Origin of the sequence: Phaeovulum molybdatiresistens, assembly GCF_023544865.1 — a bacterium.
Taxonomy (GTDB): domain Bacteria; phylum Pseudomonadota; class Alphaproteobacteria; order Rhodobacterales; family Rhodobacteraceae; genus Pontitalea.
Map to the genome: position 1 here is coordinate 1 of NZ_JAMJFX010000025.1, position 20,461 is coordinate 20,461.

The 20,461-nt window shown below is 59.1% G+C and carries 19 protein-coding genes and 1 CRISPR repeat array; of the genes, 8 read left to right on the plus strand and 11 right to left on the minus strand.

The genetic code is table 11. The annotated features are described in order from the left end of the window. Positions 1 to 214, plus strand: a 214-nt coding sequence (locus tag MXB90_RS14460) for an integrase core domain-containing protein (RefSeq protein ID WP_250046085.1), incomplete at its 5' end; no start/stop codon positions are given. Between the two features lie 64 nt (positions 215 to 278). Continuing rightward, positions 279 to 666: a CRISPR direct-repeat array (repeat unit 28 nt; unit sequence TCTCTCAGCTGCCTATCCGGCAGGGAGG). Positions 667 to 752: 86 nt separating this feature from the next. Here MXB90_RS14460 and MXB90_RS14465 read toward each other — a convergent pair. From MXB90_RS14465 to MXB90_RS14490, 6 genes are read right to left on the minus strand one after another with little or no spacing between them, the layout of a single operon-like run. Further along, positions 753 to 4,115 (minus strand): P-loop NTPase family protein, encoded by a 3,363-nt coding sequence (locus MXB90_RS14465; protein WP_250046087.1) that lies wholly within the window; start codon positions 4,113 to 4,115, stop codon positions 753 to 755. Further along, a complete protein-coding gene (gene cas1f, locus MXB90_RS14470) occupies positions 4,108 to 5,103 on the minus strand; it encodes a type I-F CRISPR-associated endonuclease Cas1f (RefSeq protein ID WP_250046088.1) in 996 nt (331 codons plus the stop codon). Before cas1f ends, MXB90_RS14465 begins: the two co-directional genes overlap by 8 nt. After that, on the minus strand, positions 5,093 to 5,749 hold the full coding sequence (locus tag MXB90_RS14475; RefSeq protein ID WP_250046090.1) for a type I-F CRISPR-associated endoribonuclease Cas6/Csy4: 657 nt from the start codon (positions 5,747 to 5,749) through the stop codon (positions 5,093 to 5,095). The genes cas1f and MXB90_RS14475 overlap by 11 nt, the downstream gene beginning before the upstream one ends. Next, entirely contained in the window at positions 5,746 to 6,810 is a 1,065-nt protein-coding gene (gene csy3, locus MXB90_RS14480; protein ID WP_250046091.1) for a type I-F CRISPR-associated protein Csy3, read from the minus strand. The genes MXB90_RS14475 and csy3 overlap by 4 nt, the downstream gene beginning before the upstream one ends. A 19-nt stretch (positions 6,811 to 6,829) precedes the next feature. Further along, the gene (locus tag MXB90_RS14485) at positions 6,830 to 7,627 is read right to left on the minus strand and encodes a type I-F CRISPR-associated protein Csy2 (protein ID WP_250046093.1); all 798 of its coding nucleotides are present in this window, start codon (positions 7,625 to 7,627) and stop codon (positions 6,830 to 6,832) included. 1 nt (position 7,628) lies between these two features. Next, on the minus strand, positions 7,629 to 8,807 hold the full coding sequence (locus MXB90_RS14490; RefSeq protein WP_250046094.1) for a hypothetical protein: 1,179 nt from the start codon (positions 8,805 to 8,807) through the stop codon (positions 7,629 to 7,631). A 181-nt stretch (positions 8,808 to 8,988) separates the two neighbouring features. Here MXB90_RS14490 and MXB90_RS14495 point away from each other — a divergent pair, with 181 nt between their 5' ends. The 6 genes from MXB90_RS14495 to MXB90_RS14520 all read left to right on the plus strand — a co-directional run bounded on the left by MXB90_RS14495 (position 8,989) and on the right by MXB90_RS14520 (position 14,492). Next, a complete protein-coding gene (locus MXB90_RS14495; protein WP_250046096.1) occupies positions 8,989 to 9,669 on the plus strand; it encodes a WYL domain-containing protein in 681 nt (226 codons plus the stop codon). Positions 9,670 to 10,041: 372 nt separating this feature from the next. Then, a complete protein-coding gene (locus tag MXB90_RS14500; protein ID WP_250046098.1) occupies positions 10,042 to 10,248 on the plus strand; it encodes a hypothetical protein in 207 nt (68 codons plus the stop codon). A 732-nt stretch (positions 10,249 to 10,980) separates the two neighbouring features. Next, a complete protein-coding gene (locus MXB90_RS14505; RefSeq protein ID WP_250046099.1) occupies positions 10,981 to 11,355 on the plus strand; it encodes a MerR family transcriptional regulator in 375 nt (124 codons plus the stop codon). 113 nt (positions 11,356 to 11,468) lie between these two features. Continuing rightward, the gene (locus MXB90_RS14510) at positions 11,469 to 13,214 is read left to right on the plus strand and encodes a site-specific integrase (RefSeq protein WP_250046101.1); all 1,746 of its coding nucleotides are present in this window, start codon (positions 11,469 to 11,471) and stop codon (positions 13,212 to 13,214) included. Between the two features lie 287 nt (positions 13,215 to 13,501). Beyond that, positions 13,502 to 14,266, plus strand: a complete 765-nt coding sequence (locus tag MXB90_RS14515; RefSeq protein ID WP_250046103.1) for a hypothetical protein — start codon at positions 13,502 to 13,504, stop codon at positions 14,264 to 14,266. A gap of 10 nt (positions 14,267 to 14,276) precedes the next feature. After that, positions 14,277 to 14,492, plus strand: coding sequence for a hypothetical protein (locus MXB90_RS14520; protein ID WP_250046105.1), 216 nt, complete (start codon positions 14,277 to 14,279; stop codon positions 14,490 to 14,492). A 653-nt stretch (positions 14,493 to 15,145) separates the two neighbouring features. On the opposite strand, the gene MXB90_RS14525 is transcribed toward MXB90_RS14520, so the two are convergent. Continuing rightward, a complete protein-coding gene (locus tag MXB90_RS14525) occupies positions 15,146 to 15,487 on the minus strand; it encodes a ParB/RepB/Spo0J family partition protein (protein ID WP_250046107.1) in 342 nt (113 codons plus the stop codon). A 623-nt stretch (positions 15,488 to 16,110) separates the two neighbouring features. Here MXB90_RS14525 and MXB90_RS14530 point away from each other — a divergent pair. Beyond that, positions 16,111 to 17,205, plus strand: coding sequence for an AAA family ATPase (locus MXB90_RS14530; RefSeq protein ID WP_250046108.1), 1,095 nt, complete (start codon positions 16,111 to 16,113; stop codon positions 17,203 to 17,205). A gap of 396 nt (positions 17,206 to 17,601) precedes the next feature. Here the strand turns inward: MXB90_RS14530 and MXB90_RS14535 are convergent, their stop codons facing one another. Genes MXB90_RS14535 through MXB90_RS14550 form a run of 4 tightly spaced genes read right to left on the minus strand, consistent with a single transcriptional unit; the run spans position 17,602 to position 20,445 of the window. Continuing rightward, positions 17,602 to 18,387, minus strand: coding sequence for a sulfite exporter TauE/SafE family protein (locus MXB90_RS14535; RefSeq protein ID WP_250046110.1), 786 nt, complete (start codon positions 18,385 to 18,387; stop codon positions 17,602 to 17,604). Continuing rightward, positions 18,384 to 18,662: a hypothetical protein gene (locus MXB90_RS14540; protein ID WP_250046111.1), complete on the minus strand. Its 279-nt coding sequence runs from the start codon at positions 18,660 to 18,662 to the stop codon at positions 18,384 to 18,386. Before MXB90_RS14540 ends, MXB90_RS14535 begins: the two co-directional genes overlap by 4 nt. A 34-nt stretch (positions 18,663 to 18,696) precedes the next feature. After that, a complete protein-coding gene (locus tag MXB90_RS14545; RefSeq protein ID WP_250046112.1) occupies positions 18,697 to 19,758 on the minus strand; it encodes an MBL fold metallo-hydrolase in 1,062 nt (353 codons plus the stop codon). Between the two features lie 42 nt (positions 19,759 to 19,800). Next, positions 19,801 to 20,445, minus strand: a complete 645-nt coding sequence (locus MXB90_RS14550; protein ID WP_250046113.1) for a cysteine hydrolase family protein — start codon at positions 20,443 to 20,445, stop codon at positions 19,801 to 19,803. Positions 20,446 to 20,461: the final 16 nt, after the last annotated feature.

Here is a 20,461-nt window from a genome sequence, read left to right on the forward strand (position 1 = left end):
CCAGCACATCCAGCCCGGACAACCTCAACAAAACGCCTACATCGAGCGCTACAACCGCACCGTCCGGCATGAATGGCTCGACCAATACATCATCGAAAGCATCGAGGAGGCACAGGACCACGCCACGCAATGGCTCTGGACTTACAACAACGACCGCCCGAACATGGGCATCGGCGGCATCACACCCGCCCAGAAACTGAAGATGGTCGCGTGAATTCTACGGATGCACCCCGCTAGAAATGGGGGGATTACCGTAGGAAGTTGGTGGGGAACTGGTGTCTCTCAGCTGCCTATCCGGCAGGGAGGGTTATGTGATGGCTAGGGTCAGATCACAGACATCTCTCAGCTGCCTATCCGGCAGGGAGGGTGAGAGTGTAGATTTGCAGGGTTTCGCTGGTTCTCTCAGCTGCCTATCCGGCAGGGAGGCGGTGCCCTCCGTCAGCACATCCGCGCGGCTATCTCTCAGCTGCCTATCCGGCAGGGAGGCGAACGCCCTCTGGAATTGGCCTTCCCCGAATTCTCTCAGCTGCCTATCCGGCAGGGAGGTTTTGAGGTATACTCGCACAGAACGGGGCGGATCTCTCAGCTGCCTATCCGGCAGGGAGGTTCATCCTGCCGGTCGGGGTGCGGCGTGTGCTTCTCTCAGCTGCCTATCCGGCAGGGAGGGCTTCCTTTCCTCATTTAAGAAAAGGAGTATCAAGACCTTAATCGAAGATCTTCATGTTGACCATTTTTTCAAAGAGCTGGGTAACTTATTGATTTTTCTTATAGGATCCAAATGATGAGAAAAGATCATCCGGCGTGTTTCGCGTGAACCCCGTCTGCTCCCCATAGGTCATCACAGGCAAGATAGTCTCTCTAGAAGAATAGCTGGCCACATCGGTAGCAACAAGCTTCTTAAGTTCCGTGTCCGTCATGGGTTCAAATCCTGGGGCGTAATCCCACCAAGCACGCTGAAGAATGTCGGCGAACAAATACCCTTCTTCCTCGGTTTGGAGTGGGGTGGGAAGCATGTGAAATTCAGACGGCGGCGCAACTCTCCAGTTCGGCTGACCGGAACCCCCGCTGACATCGACGACCCAGACAGCATTATCCAAGCCATCGCCTGACAAAGCATATCGCAAGGTTCGGGTCGTGGACCTGCGAAACATACGCGTGCGCGTGAAACGTGCATTCATTCGTGCGACGGTTCGTTCGAGATAGCGACCAAGAGGGGGTGCTTCACCTGAAAGCCTGAGCATGGACCGCCTCAGCAATTCCTCTTCATCCCGCAGCGGGCAGGCTTCTGCGTCTGACAGGATGGGCGCCGCGTTGATCTTGTCAAAGAGCAGATCACCCGCCAGATCCCTGAAGGTGCGTTCGGGAAACCTGTCGAGATTTCCGCGGGACACACCGGTCTCATGATGAACATCGGTTTCAACGCCAGGCATGGCGAGCTTCCCAATCTGAATGGCAATCGGACTGCGCCCAAGGAGTAAGACATTCGCCTCTTGCCATGCGCCAGGACGGTGCCTGCGGACGCGACCAGCCGCTTGAACGATCGATCGCATCGAGATCGGATCAAGAATGGCATAGTCAAAATCGAGATCATTGCCGGTCTCGATTACGGGAGACGTCACGCAGACGATCTCGATATCCCGCGCGCCGACACTGGCCGCTCTCTCAAAAAGCTTCTCCGCATGGCAAAGGCTGCGCAGGCCCTTCTGCGGATCGCCCCCCTTTCGCGTCAAGGCGCGCTTCAGGCGCTCCTCGACCCAAGACCGGTGCAACCGCGGGAAATTAGAGTGCAGGCAAAGCTTCACGCGAAGACGACCATCCAGATCGCCAGCGGGAAGCTGGTGAAAAAGCGCGGCCGTATGCGAGATGCGTGTCATCCGGACAAGACCGACAGACACCCTGAAACCATCGATTGCAGAGGCATTGGCATCATGCATCCGACCGCAACTCTCGCCGACTTGCTCGACAAGCTCCTCCCAAGACGTGCAGGGCGCAAGGATCTCGCCGCGCCTCAAGACTGGCGCCGATTCAAGCGCCGTGAGAATACGTGCCCGGCAGGCGTCATAGAGAGCGCCGAAATCTTGCCCTTCCGCACTGGTGACGACTGATCCTGGCGCATCACCAGTCAGGAGCAGATTGACATGGGAAGAAGCCCCTAAGGCGCGGGCATGCCCTTCCCAGCCTGCCTGGTAGGCCGCATGAAGGGTTTCTCCAACATCCCGGGTCAACGTGGCGGACATGATGATCACACGCCGCCCGCCGGCCGCAGCCTGGAAAACCAGACGGGCAATGGCTGCGATATCCTCCGGGCCATACTGATCGATTTCGTCCAGGATTAGATCGGATGTCAGGGTCCGGATGGCCGCCGGAAGAAAGGCTGACCTGGCCGGTGACGCGACCCCCATCAGATGATCGACGGTCCCGACGATCACCGGCGCCGAGGCCAGAGACTGAAACATTCCGGCTTTTTTACCGGAGACCTTGATCAACCGATCAAGGATCGCGGGAACATTACGATCGGTGTCGAGGCTCAATCCGCGTAGCCATTGCCGCTCTCTGGGACTGTCCATATCCGGCACATGGCCTTCCGCCTGCTCGACGCGCAGCCACTCAGGGAGTGCCGACAGGCTTTCCGAACCACTGGCATCCTCCGGATCCGCTCGTTTTTCGGACGAGAATTCGATTGGAGGCGTTCCGATCAAGACGCGCACATCTGCCGCCTGCAATCCCAGATCATCGACATATTCGCGCGCCGACTGGCTCGCCAGGACACGCAGGCCGAGCCCAAGCGTCATGCGGAAATAGCGCCGCTCCGGTCGGCAATCCCCGAAAGCCGCCCCTGCAAGGATCGTTGGCGCCCCACGGGTCTTGCCCGTGCCTGTGCCTGACAGAAGGCACGCAAAGAACCCGCCTTCTTGGGATGCCGCAAGCGCACGGGCAGCATGGGCCGCCTCCATCTGCCAAGAGAAGCGGGGGTTCTCAATATCCGGCATGACAATATCTACCGGCATCTGCGCCTCGGAGAGAGCAGGCATGCGGTCGCGGAGGCGATGCAGCATTTCGAAGGCGGGACGGCAGTTCAGATAGACCCTACGCACATGGGTCGACAGGCTGTCTGCAGCGTAAAGGCGTCCATCCGCGCCCTTCATGGTATTTGCCAGAAAGGCCGTTTCCACTGCGGACTCTTTCTTCTCGGAGGAGCCGACATGATCCGCAAAAACCAGAGCCCCCCGCAGCGCTATGTCGATCCCCTCCACCGGGGTCCCGGGAACAATCATCGCAGCATCCTTCCCGAGGCGCCGCAACCACCAGCTTTCATGCCAGAAGGGCGTCCCAGCCGCGATCCGGAGTTTTTCGCGCCCGCCCTCCGGTATGGGCAGCGCATGTGCACCACCTCGCAGCCCGATATGGTCGGTCTCTCCTTCGGGAAGACGGTGATGGGTCAGGATTAGCATCCCGATCGCAAAGGTTAGACGTTGCTCGTCAACGAGGAAATCAAATCCGAGGCGCCGATCGGCGGGAGACCCATCCTGCAAAAGCCAGTCGAGCGCAGACAGGCAGGCAGCGTCGATATCGGCCGGCGATGTTTTGGCGAGGGCAACCTTCAGGGCGGCGTCATCCAGAGCGCCGAACAGGCGGTCCCAGACCGCTGCCGAAAACAGCTCATGCCGAATAAATGACGCTTCGGGTATCGCCCCCTGAAGGGCGCCTGTGATCATCTTCTGGAAGAGCACCATGGCCTTTCCAAGATCATGAAACAGGGCAGCGATACGGACTGTGGCAAGGCCATTTCGTTCCGCCTCTGACCCCAAGGACCTCACATGGGCGGAAGGATGGGAAGCGACTGGAGCTAATCCATCCTCCGAGAACATCGAGCGGGAGCCGATTTGGATCAGGGGCATCCGGCTCTCGAGAGAGCTCCGGATCTCCTGGATCGAGACGGCAGTTGCCCGGCTGGCGCGCTTGCGTAGCTCTCGTGCCATGCGATCAAGGCAGGCATTCGAGGCCTTACCGCGCCAAGTGCGATCGCCGATCCGCCACAGGTAGCGGTCCAACACGCGCGCCACATGATCGCGGGATTTCTTTCGGGACCGGCAGACCGCGATCACCTCACGCATCGCGCTGCCCTTCAGCTTTTGCAGTTCCCGACGCAGGCGTAATCATGCGCTCGACGGTGCCAATTGCCTCTGCGAGGATCTTGCGATCATCGAAAGCGGCAATCAGTCGTCCGCGGAAGACCTTTTCCGGATCCTCATCCTTGCGGTTTCGCACGGCCGCAAAGGCGATCGGCAGGACAAGAGCGTCCTTGAAGGCATCCGCAAGATCGAAGACGAGGCCGCCCGCCCGGGTCTTGCCGTGAAAGATCGACATGTGCGGCGGAACCCCAAGCGCCCAAAGGGCGCTTCCCGCCATGCCGTAGGCCAGATAGTTGCCGTGATCGATCAGGCGATTGACCAACTGGAAAGCATCCTTTGGCAGCTTTCCATCGGATTGCCCGACTCCGGCCTCGCGTCGAAATTCTCCGGCCTTCGATAGACCTGAAGCCTCGGCAAAGAATTTGTAGCAGGCTTTTGAGAATTGGCCCTCAACCCCCAGAAGCTCCTGAATGGACGTGATGGCTCCAAGTCGATCCTCAAAGGTCTTACAGATCCTTGAGAGGGGTGTTGGATCGCGCAAGGCTAGATGTCGGCCGGCAAGTGCCCCTCCGATCTTGCGCATGCGCTCCGTTCTGTCCCGCATGACCACCTTGGCGGCCTGAAGGGATCGCTTTTCGTCAAGATAGACGGGAAGCATCTCCCGAAAATGCCGTGTGGCCGTGTAGGCCGTCAGCGCCCCCATATGAAGGGGCGTGCCACCCGTTCCTGTGACGGCGAGATAGACACCCTCTTCCCCGAGAAGTCGCATCGCATCTTGGGTGATCGACGTGCCCTGGCCGATGAAGAGAACGGCAAGATTGACATGGGGGATATTGTATTCGCGCCGGTATTCGTCATCCGCGATGTGATAGACGATGCGCCCCCCTTCGACATGAATACGGGCGCGCTCCAGGTAGAGCGCACCCTCCCGGTCGGTGATCAGAAGGCGGGGACCACCTTTAGGCTGCATCGCCTGCCAGACGGGCAGAGTCCGGCATCACAGGCAGGATGGCCGGAGCGACCGAGCTCGAGAAGCCATAGGTCGACACGATAAGGGGTGCTTCTGACACGGGAGCCACCACTTCCTGAATATGCAGGACAGCGTCACCATAGAAGAGCGCCAAGGTGCTGTTGTCAGGCTTGCGCATAGGCTTCAGGCGCTTTCCGACAGGTTTCCCCCGGCGCTCGGCGCGCGCCGCGGTCCGGCGGACCCAGCCGGGCGTGTATTTTTCATTACTGCGGTCTCGGACATAAGCCGCGCCAGTTGCCCCGGGATCGATCCAGGTCTCGCCGATCTCAATCGCCTCGATCATGCCACGGCGCCGCAAGGTCGCAAGGCCATCCATCCCCTCAAGTCGGGACAGCGAATCCTCGGATCCGATGAGTTCGATCTCATGGCCGAGGCGCATGACCTCGCGCCCTTTGTGCATCTGGGGCAGGGCAACTGCGATGAAGTCATCGATGGACCCGGTCCGATTTGCGTGATGCACACAATTCAGAGTCGACGAGAGGACATCTTGCAGGGCACCAAGCTCGATCACCGCCCGAACTGGTTTGATGAGCAGGCGGGCGGTGCCATGGCACCGCCCCTTTCCGATGTTCAGATCATCGCTCATGAGTTTGCCTCAGCGGTCTTGCTGGAGGATCCGAAGACGCCGCCACGCACCAGGTTCGCCAGCATGAAATGAACAGAGCCGGGAATGTCGTCGGCGGTTTTGGCATTGCGCACCGCGGCGAGGACATCTTCCGCCTTGCGGCGGATGTCGTAGAAGTTGTTCTTCGTCTTGCGCAGGACAGCGGCCGTCTCCTGGACACCACCATAGGGGTTCACGGCAATCGGGCCATACTCATCATCCTCATGCCAGATGTCGATATGGCGGAGGGCGGCGCCGATCTTCTGGGAATGCATCGAGGCCTGTCCGATCTCCCGTCCACCGAAGAAGACCGGCAGCTTGGCGTAGACCCGGCTCAGGTCCTTGGCGGCCTTTTCTTCGCGGATGTATTCCTGCGAAGGGAAGATCTCTTGTCCGGCATCCATCTCGGCCATCCAGGTGACCTCGAAGGCGAAGGGGCTCTCGGTCAAACCGCGCGTCATGCCTTCGATGAAGCGGTCAAGGCCCGCGCGATCCCCCTCCACGAGGGCGGCGGCCATCTCATCGCGATCCGCGACCTCGTCCAGAGACAGGATCGCAGGGTTGAAGGCGATCTTCTCACCGGAGAAGCGCACCGTGACCTTCGCGTTGTCGACTTGGAACCGGTTGCGCCAGGCGAAGCGGGCATTGGCAATATTCCAGGCGTAAAGCTCTGCAAGGACAGAGAAGCCGCCCGCGCGGGCATATTCGGCCGCCAGATCGACATAGGCCTTACCGACAGCGGGATTGCCACAGGCATGGGGCGCCATGGTCTTGGGCAGGACGCGGATGGAGAAGTCGAGCGCCACGGCGGTGCAACCCTGGGGCAGCACGGCGAATTCCACAGTCTGCGGATTGCTCAATCCGGGGTTCTTGGCCCGGTCTTCCGACGACTGCCCCCGCACGCCCTTCTCGAGCACTTCCACGGGAATACGGCGATCGCCATTGACGCCGAAAAAGACGCCTTCGGAAATCTGAAGAGATCGCGCATAGGCGAGCATGCCGGTTTCAAAGGAAACAGTATCGTTGGGCTTTGACTTTGCCATGGGATCTTTCCTTTCCAGATCAGGCGTATTGGGGGTGATATGCAGGGTGGCCGAGGACATGGCGGCCCTCGCTGGACCAGCGCCAGAAACGCTCAGTCATGCTTTCATCATCAAGGCCGGTGAGACGCGCATTGCGCACCGAAATCAACTCGGCGATGCCAACGCAGGGCTCCACGAAGACATGCGGGATATCGGGAGATCTTGCGCGAAGGCGCTTGGGAGTGGTGTCTGGGTCCTCAAGCAGGCGGTGCCCGACAGCCACCGGCACAATCCAGCCGCGGCCTGGCTCCCGCTCCGCGGGAAAAAGGATCTGCGCGATGCGCTCCATCTGAACGAGATCGCCAGAGGAGATGAGGCGACGCTCGGGCTGGTCGGGGCGCACCATGGCATAGCCCCGGGGCAGACCCTTCAAGCCACTTCCATCTTGCGCCACCACATCGACACGAATGTCCTTGTTCGCGATGGTGCCACCGGCGATCCGCTTGCAGAGCGCCACATTTTTCACGGCCTCTGCACTTTCGCATCCAGGGAGGTCGAGGAGGATCGAGACATCCACGGTTCCGACAAGATCCTCGACGATCTCGATCGGGGTGAAGGCGCCGCTTTTGGGCTCCATCTCGGGCTTGGTGCGTCCCTCAGAAACATGGACCGCGTGCAGGATAGGAAGGACACGAGCGATCCAGGGGGTCACGCCAAGATCCCGGCCAATTGACTCCGCTAGGCCAAGGAAGGCCATCGGGCTCGGAAGGCCAGCGGCATAGTCGTTCATCAGGAGGTTAACGCGGCTGGCCCGCAGATTACGAAGAGCAAAGCGCATCTCAGGCCTCCAGTCTTTCAAGCGCAGCCCGCTCACGGTCCCGGAAATGTCCCGAAGTGAGGGCCTTCATCGCTTTCTGGTAATCGTCCTTCTTCCATTTGCGCCGCAGGAGGAGCGCAGAAGGCTGCGGCGGGAGCGGCAGGGCTTTCTCGGCCTTGTCTTCCCTTTCAAGGAGTTCCCGCGCATCCTTACGGACTTCCTCAATAAAATCGAGTGCACCGAGGATCATTTGGTCGGCATACCAATCCGTGCCGGCCCGGATGTCGCTGTTGGTATAGTCCATGTCGAGACGTCCTGCGTAATGTAGGATAGCCGACTCGACATCCTCATCACGCCAAGCCGGGAATGATCCGCCACGCGCATAGCGCATGATGGATGCCTGATAATCACACATGACGGAGGGCATGGTGGCGAGGAAACGCTGTCGCGGGCCACCGATTGCGCCGGAGATGTTCTGGGGCTTGGCGCTGATGGATTGTTTTGTCCAGCGGCCACGCGGGACAGGAGGCGCATCCTTCTCCTGTTTCAGAAACCAGGCGGAGGACATGTTCTTGAAGCCCATGAAGGCTTCGACTGGGGAGACAGGCGTCGCCTGGATATCGCCTCCCCCCGGGCGCGGCAGAAAGATCGTGGGAAACTCACCAGTATCTGGCAGGCGGACAATCTTCTGCCCATCACCGAGAACTGCGTCACGGAGCGCATCAAGGCACTCATTTCCAAAGACAGAAGCAAAGGCCCCAAAGACAGATGCGGAAAGATCATCCGGCGCACGGATGTGGTCGAGCAAGGACTTGGGAGTCTGGCCAAGGATCTCCAGCGGCCGGTAGACGATCTTCGCAAAGGGGATGTCCGGAGCATTCACGGAAGGCGCGAAGATGGCGGGCTCATTCGATCCCGCGCGCGGGAAACGCAGAACGGATTGGTCGAGCGTCGCTCTGGGGGTTGTCAGCTTCAGGAGATGGGATCCGCTGCCCATCCCAACCCGATTGAAATCGGCGGCTGTGGGCGCGCGTGTGAGAGCAGAGCGCATCAGGTTAAATTCCGCCTCAAGCCCGTCTTCGGTGAGGATGCGGTTGACGCAGCGGAAACTTAAAATCTCTTCTTTTTTAATTCGATGCGAACCACTGTCCTCTGTTTCTTGGTGGCCCGCCACGTCCGTATCGCTTTCTCCAATCTGCATGCCATACCTCCGATCTACTTGCAGAGGGTGATTGCAAAAACACCACGGATCAAGATAGAAAATATTGCATAATGCAAATTATGGATTGGAGGACTGGTTGGATAGGGCAAGACGACTCGGTTGGATTGGAAGCTGCTTGAAGCTCACGGGTAAATTCGGGCCCGCAGAGAAGAAGGCTCTGATGTCTAAGCTCAATGTGAGCGATGCTACGATCTCCAGAGATCAGGCCACTTTCTTCGGCATGCTTCCTGATGATGGAAGTGTGCGATTGGAGGGTGGGAAGCTTGAGGTCGGCGAACATGCATTCGTCAGCCTTCCCGAAGGCATTCTCGAGCCCTCGCTTGATGAATGGCTAAGGGTCATGCTCGGCTCAAAATATATAGAGATGACTGCGCCTGAACGTGTGCAGCCCTCTCGTGATACGATCGGCGCCATGTTCAGGAGTATCGAAAGCAAGCGTGCTGTATTTATACACTACGTTTCGCGGAGTGGTTCAGAGTCAACCTGGCGGCCTGTTTCCCCGCATGCATTGGTAGATGTGGCTGGCCGCTACCATGCACGCTGCTTTGATCACCTAAGGGGTCGTTACGGAGACTTCGTTTTGACTCGGATTTTGGGAACCACTTTCGACAGAAATGACGCGCCCAGTTATGTTGATGCTCGTTTCGATAAGGATTGGTCGCACACTGTTGATGTGAAGGTGATGCTCAAGGAGGATGAACCGCATCTTGTAGGAAGGCTTGACTATGGCCTTGACGAAACTGGCTCACGGATTTTCCGTGTGCGAAAAGCCCTAATGCCCTATCTCATAGACCAGAGGCATCAGGGCTTTGATAGCCCGGTAACAATCGAAGAGATGTAGATTTCCGAGCCACCGAAGTGCAACCCTTGGGGGGCCAAATCGGTCGTTTCAGGCTCTGGCATCTCGGATCCGAACGATGTCTCTGACGCCCTTGCGACGCAGCGCGCGATGAACCGCAGACCAGTCCGGGGCTGCGAGCCTACGTCGTGTCCTACCGCCGATGGGGGCGAACAGAGGCCGCTCCAAGGCCGCTTCGTCCATGCCATCGGGCACCAGCCAAGCGAGGCCCACCCGCTCGGCACCTTTGAGATACTCGCTATGGCCAAGGGACCCGCGGGGGGGGAGCAGGTCACTCTTAATCGCACGCACATCCAGATTTCGACCTGCGTTGAAACCTAGAAACCGAAACTGACAGTTGATAGATATGGGATCATGCAGATCCATGTGAACGCATATCCCCAGTTGCGCAGCCTGTGCTGGAACCGCCCCGACAATGCCGTCGTGGACGGGCCGGAGGCGCTTGGCCTCTACGAGAACAACTGGCGCCTGGTCGAGCCCGAGAAGTTCGACCGCAGGGAGCGCAGGCTTCTCGATGTGCTTGTTGCGCGTTTCGGCAACGGCGTCTTCATGCCGACCTGAGGTGATGCTTCGCGATCGCGCGAAAATCAGCCCTTCAGCGGTTGGGACAAGGTCTTCCCCGAGCGGACCGTCGCCGCGATCGACCGCCTCGTCTACAATGCCACTTTTACAGCCCCAACGGCGACGCAACCCCATGCGCCGAAACGCGGGAATGCCCCCCTCGCCATGAAAAACCGTGCTGGATTCTGCGACGACTTCAAATTGACCATGGTCAATTCAATGTTTTCAATGCCTTGCGAAAAAGAGTGAGCAGGTTCTATCTGATCTGAGATGACGTGCCGCGGTCACTCTCCAACCAGGCAGGAGGGAAATACCAGCAAGAGGGAGGTGAAAAGTCGCCACTAGGCAGAAATCGTAGCCAGCACCATCCGGATTTATGGCCGCCAGGCTTTCGACCGCTTCGTAGTTTCATGCGGTGATGGATGCCAAGCATACAAAATGGCTGGACAGGATGGTTTCAGCTAACTACATTTAGATTTGACAAGGCACTTGAGTGTGCCTCGGGCCCCGACATAGGAAAGAGCGGGTAGCCTTAAAGGTCGAGAAAAAGCAAATATAAGCGGACCGTTCTACTTTCGAGTGGCGCAAATGTCCGGGCTTTGGGTCGCAGTCCTGAGTGGCCCAGCGAAATCAGCTTTCGACCTACCTGTCAGACTCCAAGACCCCAAAATGACTGCACGTAGACATCTGCTGTATTTCGTCGTCGAAACGAGTTCGTGCGGATGATCACAAATGCCCTACGCAACCATTTCCGAGATCGCGCGCCGTTGGAAAGTCGACCGTGCCACGGCACGTGCCGCCCTGCAGGCTGCACAGATTTCCCCCTCTGAGCTTCATGCGTCGCCCAGGTTTTCTTTGCTGGAAGTCGTGCGAAAGATCGAAAAACTTCCTTTGGAAGACCCTGATGAGGTCGATCCTGATGAGCGGCTGTATACCGCTGAAGAGATCTCGACGCAGCTTGGCGTGACCACCCAAACGGTCCGGAACTACGGTCGCGCGGGTCGTGTGCCGCGCATCGAAATCACGCCCAACGCCATTCGCTACGCCTGGCCTGCCCGTGCGAAAAACGAGTGTGAGGCAAAAACTGGAGAGCGTCACAAAAAGTGAGGACTCCGCAAAAAGTGAGGCACTCACCATACTAAGATGTTTCGAATTATGGTGTAGTGTAAACCTCACTAACGAAAGTAACTAGACTTTATAACAATTTAAAGGTGGGAATAATGATCAAGCCGAATCCCGAAAAAAACATGGCCGATGTTGTTCAGTTGATCGAGGATGAAGCCTCCTTTACGCCTGCGTTCCGTAAGAAGGTTCTGGGCTCGGTGCGTCGGATGCCCAAGCTCGTGCAATACGGTCTGCCGCTGAAGCAGATTCCTGCCGATATTGAGGCTTTCGACCGGCTCTGGAAGCGGGGGCCTGTTCGGACCCTCCCAGTCGGATTTAAGTCCAAGCAATCGTTCTCGACCTGGCGCTCGCAGGTTCGTTCGGCCCTGACCGCATCTATCGAAGCGCCGAAGCAGACCGCTAGTGCGGCCCCCGAGGATGACTGGACGCTCCTGATGTCGGATCTCAAAAAGGCGGATGTCCCCGATCAGAAGCTAATTGCCGTCAGGGTCCTCGCCGATGCGGCCCGTAGGGAATCTCTCTCCCCGAGCGATGTGTCTCAGATCTGGCTTCAAACCGCGATCGACGCTGCGGATACGAGCGGCCGTTACCTGTCCCTGAAGGCTGCCAACAAGCTGATCCAACGACACAGTGCGTCGATCTCTGTCCCGCTTTCTCCCGACTTTGGCTCCTCACTGCAGAAGTCCAGGTCGCACTGCATCCGTGAACGCCTTCCGTCTCCCTTGGCTGAAGAGCTTGAGAAGTGGAAGCGCGCCCGCGTTCGTGGAATCCCGAAGGGCCATCGCGGGAAGCGGAAGGGCGGCTGCTCGGTCGAACGTGCAAATCAAGCAACGATGGGCGTCACCTATGTTTACAGGGCCATGCTTGAGGCGAACCTGCTGCAGAGTGGAGTGAGTTACTCTGTCGCCGACCTTGCCGATCCGGACTGGCTTGCCGAAGTTGTCGAGCGGGAATTGTCCGGCGAAAACCCTTGGAAGCCCCTGCAGCCGACCACTCTGTTCGAATACCTGAACTGCTGGAAGCTCTTCGTCCGCGGCTGTGGTCATGATGCTGAACCTCTGACGGAAGTCATCCGTGACTTCGAGGCATTCGAAAACGTCAAGGCGATGTCTTTGTCGCGCCGCAAGTGGTGCGAAGCATTCCTTCAGGACCGCAACAAGCAAGCTGCATTCTTCAAACTTCCGAACACGCTTTTTCACTCGGCTCAGGAGGCGATGCGGACTTATGACGGCGGCTCTCAGTATCAGCGGAATACCGCGATCAAGCTCGGAATCGCCGCTTGTGCTGCGGCGATCTGGACTTCGTTGCCTCTGCGCATCTCCACCCTGCTCAAGTTGACTTTTGGCGGTGAGAATGCGGATGTTCAGATCCACGACCGTCTGCGCAGCCTCGTGGTGACGACACCGCCTGATATCGTTAAGAACGGCTACTCCCACCGCAACGTTCCGCTATCCCGCAAGCGGGGAGGCGACCCGCGCCAGATCGTCTCCTGGTTCGTAAAAGAGATCCGCCCGCGCCTTCTGGAAGCGCACATGTCGCCACATCTTCGGCGCCCTGACCGCCTTTTCGGAGGGGTGTCTTACACTCGTCTAAGTGCGATCTGGCGCGACGTGACTCTGAATGCTGGCGTTTCCATGACGCCGCATCAGGTGCGCCATGCCGCAGCAACTATCCTGGCAAACCAGCCTCACGCTGATTACGCGATCATCGCAGCTCTGCTGGGCGACACCGAGACGACCGTGCGGAAAAACTATGTATTCGTCAATCAAGCGCGCCTGCACGATGAAGGCCAAAATCTCTTGGCCAGATCCCAGAGCAACATTCTACTGTCGAGGTCATAATGTCCGATCGAAAGTCTCTCCCCTTCTCCGAGTTTCCTCACAAGTTTCAGAGGGCGGTCCGACGTCTTGAGACGCCTCGCCGGGGACGCCGCAGGTATTCGAAATGTTCGGTCAAGTCCACTATCCACCATTTCGGACAGTATCTGGCTGTCGTCCAACGTGCAGGGCTACCCCTGGAACTTTCGACCGAGGGCCTGACGGCATTCATCGACGATCTGGATACTCGCGATATTAGACCCGCGACCCAATTGACTTACTTGTCGGGGGTTCATGCCATTGCAAAGGAAGTGGACTATCCGGCGTCGCAGCGTAGGCTGATCTTGGAAGACTGTGAGATCTACCGCGAGCAGATGTGCCGCACGCTGCCGATAAAAGTGCGCAAGCTTGCCGCGCACCCTATCACCCTTAAAGACATTGCTCGCGCTGCTGTCAAATGGCGTGACACGGCCCAACAGACCAACGAGCACAACAAAAGGCGCACCTATTTCCAGAGGTCGGCCATTCTGGCGCTGCTTTCCCTGACGCCGCTTCGGATCGGGGATGCAACCCGGCTGCTCATCGGAGACCATGTCAAGCGCGACGAAGCCGGGTGGTCTCTGAGAATTTCCTCCGAAAAGTCTGGCTACCGCCACAATGGGCGGCTGCACTCCAGCCTGACGCCCTACCTCGACGACCTTCTGCTCTATGGGGAAGGTGGTTCCGTGTATCTTCATTATGCACAGCGCGTTGGGGGCCCGTTGTTTGCCACGGAAATGCACGAATATCTCTCGTCGCGCACTCTGGCATACAATTTCAAGGTAGCGACGGGCCATAGCCCCCACATCGTCCGAACCCTTGTCCATGATGCCATGGCAAAATTCGGGACCTATGGGGCTGACTTGGCTCGTATCCTTTGCGGCCAGAGGAGTCTCGCCATCGGTAAGCACTACGAGGTTTACGCGGCTCGTTTACGCGCTGAAGAAGCTCAGAAATCTTTAGCGGAAATCCAGGCAAAAATCATTCCGATCGCACCGCCAGCAACTGACAACTTCCGCGACGGGCCACGGGTATAGGAGCTTGTTCATGATGGATACGGTATTGGTGATTTCCCTTGTGACCCTGATGTGCTTTTTTGTGTGGCACATCTTTGCATTGGTGGGCGAGATGGCAAAGGATCGAGGTCACAACCCATGGCCCTGGTTGTTGCTATCCTTGGCATGGTCGCCTTTCGCGACAATCGTCATTCTATGGGCATTCTTCGATCTCAAAGAGGTCCCTAGCCAAGCACCTGAACGCTAGGTCGCCCGGAAGGGTTTGGTTCCATTGCGACGATTCGTCATGTAGACCATTGAAAATACACGGTTTATTATGGAAAATATCGTGTTTGCGCCACTGATTAAACTGCTCGGTCGGTCGGGGCAGGGGAAAGGATCCGATACACCGCGCAGTCACTGCCCAGAGCCTTCCTATTCGGAATAGAGATCATCAAGAAGGGATTCCAAGAATCGCACGAATCCAATCTTGTCCGGAGCGACCTGCAGCCTCACTGCCTCCTTGCTCAGCCGGTAGAGCTGATGGCACCGTTGCGCAGATTATGCGTGACCGGGGCGCAGGAGATGACGCACGCCGCAGGCTCTGACGATAGAATGCCCGTCGTTGCATGGACCTTAATCAAGCCGTCAATGCGCGCATCCGACCCGTCCGCCTCGCGAGGGATCATCGCAACCAGCGTCTCGATATCCAGGACATCCTCGAGCAGAATTCGCCGACGCAGCTCACTCCAAGGCCAGCGATCGGGTGTTATAGGCTGCGCCAATCGTCAAGATCAGATCGACCGGAATGTCACACACCAGACTGATCATCCGGCTTAGGGTCGCGGGTGTCATGGCCAAGGCCATGCTGATATCGAAGCGGCTGGATCCGCAATTCTCGAGCTTCACTACGAAGAAGGCCTACTCGATGGAGCTGCGCTCGAGCCGGGCGGAATTTTCCAGCGCCTGGGCTATCAGCGCCTGACGGTCATCCATGTCACGGACATAGCCGCGGACCTTGATCCCCAGCGCCCGGCAGGCGGCGATGCGGCGCCTGCCATAGACCACCTCGTAGCGTGTGCCCGGACCGACGCGATTGCGCAACAGGACCGGAAGCAACTGGCCAAAATTGCGGATCGACTCGATCAGGATGTCGAGATCCTCATTGACATCCAGCCGGCAGGAAATCGCCGAGCTGGCAATCTGGTCGGTATCGATCTCGACCGCCGCTTGGGCGGTCATCTCGCTGAGCACCTGTGCCATGTCGCGCAAGGCTCGCGGCGCACCTTCAAGATCGGGAACGCGTGGCCGAGGCCTGGGTGGGGCGGAATTGGCCTTCTCCAGACTCTGCCTCAGAAAATCCCGTTTCATGCAGTCCTCTCATAAGCTAATTATATCAATCGTTACATGTCTTGCGACACTGTCAAATCAAATTCGTTGGGCTCACAGTGTTATACATAATGTGATTGCGGCGGCTCATCACCTGGGAGAACCAGATCCGGCATAGGCTAAGAAGAAGTAGCGCACATGCAGGGCAATCGGCCATCTCGACAAGGACATCGACGCCTTGGCGCCGTGGGCCTATGTGCCGTCTTCATCCCCTCAAAAAGACCTTTCCCGGGACACCCAGACGGGCTCACACAGCCGAGCCTGGAGAAGGCCGTAGAGCTTCTTGAGAAGCACTATGACGACTAGGGGAGATGACCGCACACGCCTCTTGACCGAACGACGGCTCTCAGCATAGCCAGAAGGCATGAGCGCACATCGCCATATCCGCCGCATACGGGCCGACTGACCAGTCCCTAACCAGGACCGGCCCTTTCCGCTTGGCCAGATGCCAAGCCCGGTCGGCCCACGCCCCACATGCCGAATATGGAACCTGACCGATGACGCGGATCAAATTCGTCGACCTGCCGCATTTTCAAGATGCCGACACGATTGCAACGCGCTTCACCGCAACCCTGCGCCGCTTGCGTGCCGAGCGCGAGCTCTCAGAAGAGAATAACCCTCTCGACCCCTGGGACGATGAGGGCGACCTCAAGCCCTGCCGCGCGACCACGCCCATCACTTACGATGACACGAAGAAGATCCGCCGCCGCGCCACGCTTCTGGCCGAGCGGCAGCGGCTGAACGCCGGTGTCACACAACTGAAGAAAGAGGAATTGGCCCGCATCACGCCGGTTCTTCATGGCGCCGATCTGGTCATGGCGCAGACTGAGCACTGGGCTGATGAAGTCGCGGCCAGCCTCCATGCAGAAATGCCCTGGATGGCTGCTGCCTCGGAATATGCGTGGCATGCCCTGCGCCGTGCAGCCCGGCGGGGTGGAGGCATCGCCATGCGCCCCGTGATCCTGAACGGGCCTCCGGGCATCGGCAAATCGGTCTGGGCGCGCAAGCTAGCCGACCGTCTATCGCTGCCGATGGTGGATATCGATGCTTCGAAGGGTGGCGCGGGCTTTGCGCTGGCGGGGGTCGAGCGGGGCTGGGGCACGGCCCTACCCGGCCGACCGCTGGAACTGATCCTCGCCAAGCGCATCGCCAACCCGATCGTCATCGTGGACGAGGTCTGCAAGGCGAAGCACGGCACGTCCACGAGTGGGACTGGCCATTCTTTTGCAGATGCGCTGTTGGCGCTGATCGAGCCGGCCACGGCGGCGGAATGGGAATGCCCCTACTTCCGCCTGCGGTTCGACATGTCCCATATCCTCTGGGTCATGACGGCGAACGATGTCGACCGTGCGCCGGAGCCTGTGCGCAGCCGGTGTCAGGCGATCCAACTGCCCGATATCACGCCCGCGCAGCTGGCTGACTTCACGATGGCGGAGGGGCGGAGGATGGGCCTGTCGGAGGCTGGGATCGCCGCTGTTCTCGACACGATCGAGGCTGCGCCCCGGATCCTGAAACGGCGATTGAGCCTGCGGGACGTGATCCGCATGCTGGCGGTCGGCGAAACGCTGGAGACGCGGCCGCGACTACAGTGAGAGGGCGCGGCGGCGGGTCCTATGGACGATAGGCCTGAAACTACGTGACGACGACGCGCCACATCAATGAGACATGTCTGAGCATCCTTCTGTGCGGCGCGGCCACCGAGGACAGGCGTCACCAACTTCTGCGCATAACTCGTTATGTGTGTATGAACCCTTCAGGGGCTCCGGCACTACGCTGATCGCTGCCGAGGCAACCGGGCGCGTCTGCTACGGCGTCTAATTGAACCCGGTTTATTTCGATGTGGCCATCAAGCACTGTGCCGTCAGTCCGCAGACGAGGCGCAGGCGCGCCAGCGCGGGTTCAACATGGAGCAAGAGCGCGCCTCGCGTTACCAAACCGGTCGGTTTAGTCCCGCGCGGTAGGGATGGAGGTCCTCTTGACTGAACCCCTTATCCCACCACCCCCCGCAGGACCATCGCCGCGGCGCCGAAGGCCAGCACAGCGCGGTAAGCGGCGAAAAAGCTGCGATCGCTGAGCCGGCGTGACATTCGTGCCCCCGCGCTGCCCGCCAGCAGCGCGCCTGGCAACAGCAGCAACGCCTCGGCCACGATACCATGCGTCACCATCCCCGAAAGCGACAGGATGAAGATCCGTGACACGAGGATCGAACCGGTCACGAGGATGATCGTCGCGCGAAAGGCCGCCCTCTCGGGCACGAGAACCTTGATGTAGAGCGAGATAAAGGCGATGGACCCCGCCCCGATCATGCCCGAGATCAGCCCTGCCAGCATCCCGAAGGCCGGGCCGACCACCCGGACGTTGCGCCGCATGAAGGGCGCGATACGATCAAGCCAACCGAAGCTGTCGAAGGCGATGGACGCAAGGATGACCGTCCCCGCGAACACGTTCAGTGAGTCTCCTCCGATACGCGAGAAAATCCAGACGCCGATCACGATCATCGGCAGGATGAACACGGCCAGTTGCCCCGCCAGCCGGGCCCGCCCCTGGCGGAAGCCGTTTGGGAGATATTGCAGATGCGTCAATACGTTACTGACCGCGGCCAGCACGACGGCATGGTGTGGCTCCACCACGAAGGACCCTGCGACGATCAGCAGCGGCACCGCGCCGTAACCGAAGACGCCTTTCACGAAGAACGAGGCGGCAAAGACCAAGCCCAGTGAGAGGATTTGAACCGTCGTCAGCCCTTCGAATACAGGAACATCAAACACTGTCATGCCATGTTAGTCCTGCGGGTCCGGCTGATGCCCTGAGTTTCCAGCAGCACCGACAGCGCGCCCAAAAAACACTTATTCGCCCGCTGTAGCAGAAGCCCCAGCCCTATCTTAGGCGCTTTCTTCATCCGTTCCGTCCCGTCTCTCGTGGCCGCCAAGCGCTGCTTGCCTGCCGTGGAATTCTGCCCTGGTGTGGGGTCGAGCCAGACCGCGAAGTCCAGCACTTTTTTGAACATCTCAGGTGGCAGTGCCAGGACTGCCGAAACCGTGGCAACCATTGGCCCTAACCTCCCCAATAATAGGAGTTGCGCTTCAGGCAGCGCACACACTTGTTGCTTGCAGAAGCCGGTCGCCCTGACGGATTGTGGTGACTTCGCCGCACCGAATCAGCCGATTCACGGCTGCCAGCGTTTCGGTGAAGGCAAAACCGATCTGCCGCGGGTCTCCTTGCTTGGGGTAGAGAATAGACACCAGCTCGGCTACCGAGGCGGGCCTTTGTCGACAGGCATCGCGGATAAGCGCGCAGCGATCCTCGAGGCGTCGTTCGATTTCGGTGAAACGCCAGTGTAGGCCAATAAAGGGCCGAAGATGCCCGGGCAAGACAAGAACATCCGAGGGGATCGTAGCACATAGCGCGCCTGTCGATCGCAGGAAATGTCCTAGCGGGTCAGCCTGACGGTCGCCAGTAGGAAAGGTGATGTTGGGGGTGACCTTCTCCATGATCTGATCTGCCGCGAAAAGCAGCCTTTCCCGCGCGCAATACAACAGGATCTGTTCGGGCGCATGGCCATCGCCGGACAAGACCTGGAATGACCTTTTTCCGATCGTCAGGACATCGCCACTTGCAAGGCGCGAATACCCTTCGGGAAGAGGGCCGATGCGCTGCGGATAGTCCCGCTCCCCTGAGGCAAGAAATTGAGCAGTTGCTTGGTCGAGGCCGTGGCTTTCGTAGAACGCGGCCTGCGAACGCAACGCGGCTTCCTCGGGCGGGACGGACAAGACCCTGCTGGTCATGTAGGATGAAAGGCTGGTCAGAAGGGGCGCCCGGAAGCGTTGGCACAGCCATCCGGCAAGGCCGATGTGGTCGGCATGAAAGTGGGTGGCGATCACCTGGGTCAGACGGAGGCCGCGCAGCGGCCCGTCAAGCAGGCTTTCCCAGGCGGCCAGCGCCTCTTCGGTCCGAATGCCAGTGTCGATGACCGCCCAGCCCGCACCGTCCCGCAGGAAATACAGATTCAGGTGGTCGACCAGATAAGGTAGCGGCAGACGTGCCCAAAGCAGGCCATCGCGTATCTGCACGACCTCACCGAAGGCGGGGGGAGGCGGAGTGGGAAATTCAAGCCTGGACGCGCCGTCAATAAAAGTCTTCTTCATGATGACCCCGCATCCGATCGGCCCGCACCTTTCATCCTTGAATCAGCCAACCGCTGCCTGACCCTGCCACGCAGCCCGAACCTGATCAGAGGTGACGATCTCGGCAAAAGACCACGCCATATTGAACAGAGAATAATGGTGGCGATTCGGCTCAATCTCGGCGACAGCATCGCTGACGACAAAGGTGTGGTAATCGCGCTGGCCTGCATCGCGCACAGTAGTTTCCACGCAGATGCTGGTGGTGACGCCGGCTACGACCAGATTGCGGATGCCGCGCGCCGTTAGGATCGGCTCTAGCCGTGTGCCGTAAAAGGAACTGGGGCGGCTTTTGTCGATCACCAGCTCTCCGGCACGGGGGGCGAGCTCGGAAATGATCTCGATCTCGGGCTGACCTTCGGCGAGCGACAACAGCTCGATCCGGCGGGCGCTGCGGTCGCGACGATGGCGCGGGAAATCGGACATGTCGGGGGCATAGACGAAACGCGTGAAGATCACCGGAACGCCCGCCTCGCGGGCAGACTGCACTAGCCGGACACAGCCGGGCACCGCCTGGGCCAGCGGGCGCACATCCATGCCCGCCTTACCCAGCGAATAGTCGCTGCTCATGAAGCCTGCCTGCATATCGACGATGATCACCGCCGTGTCGGCAACCGGGATCTGGCCGGTGTATTTGGGGATTTCAAGCATGGGTCTTTTCGGGTTT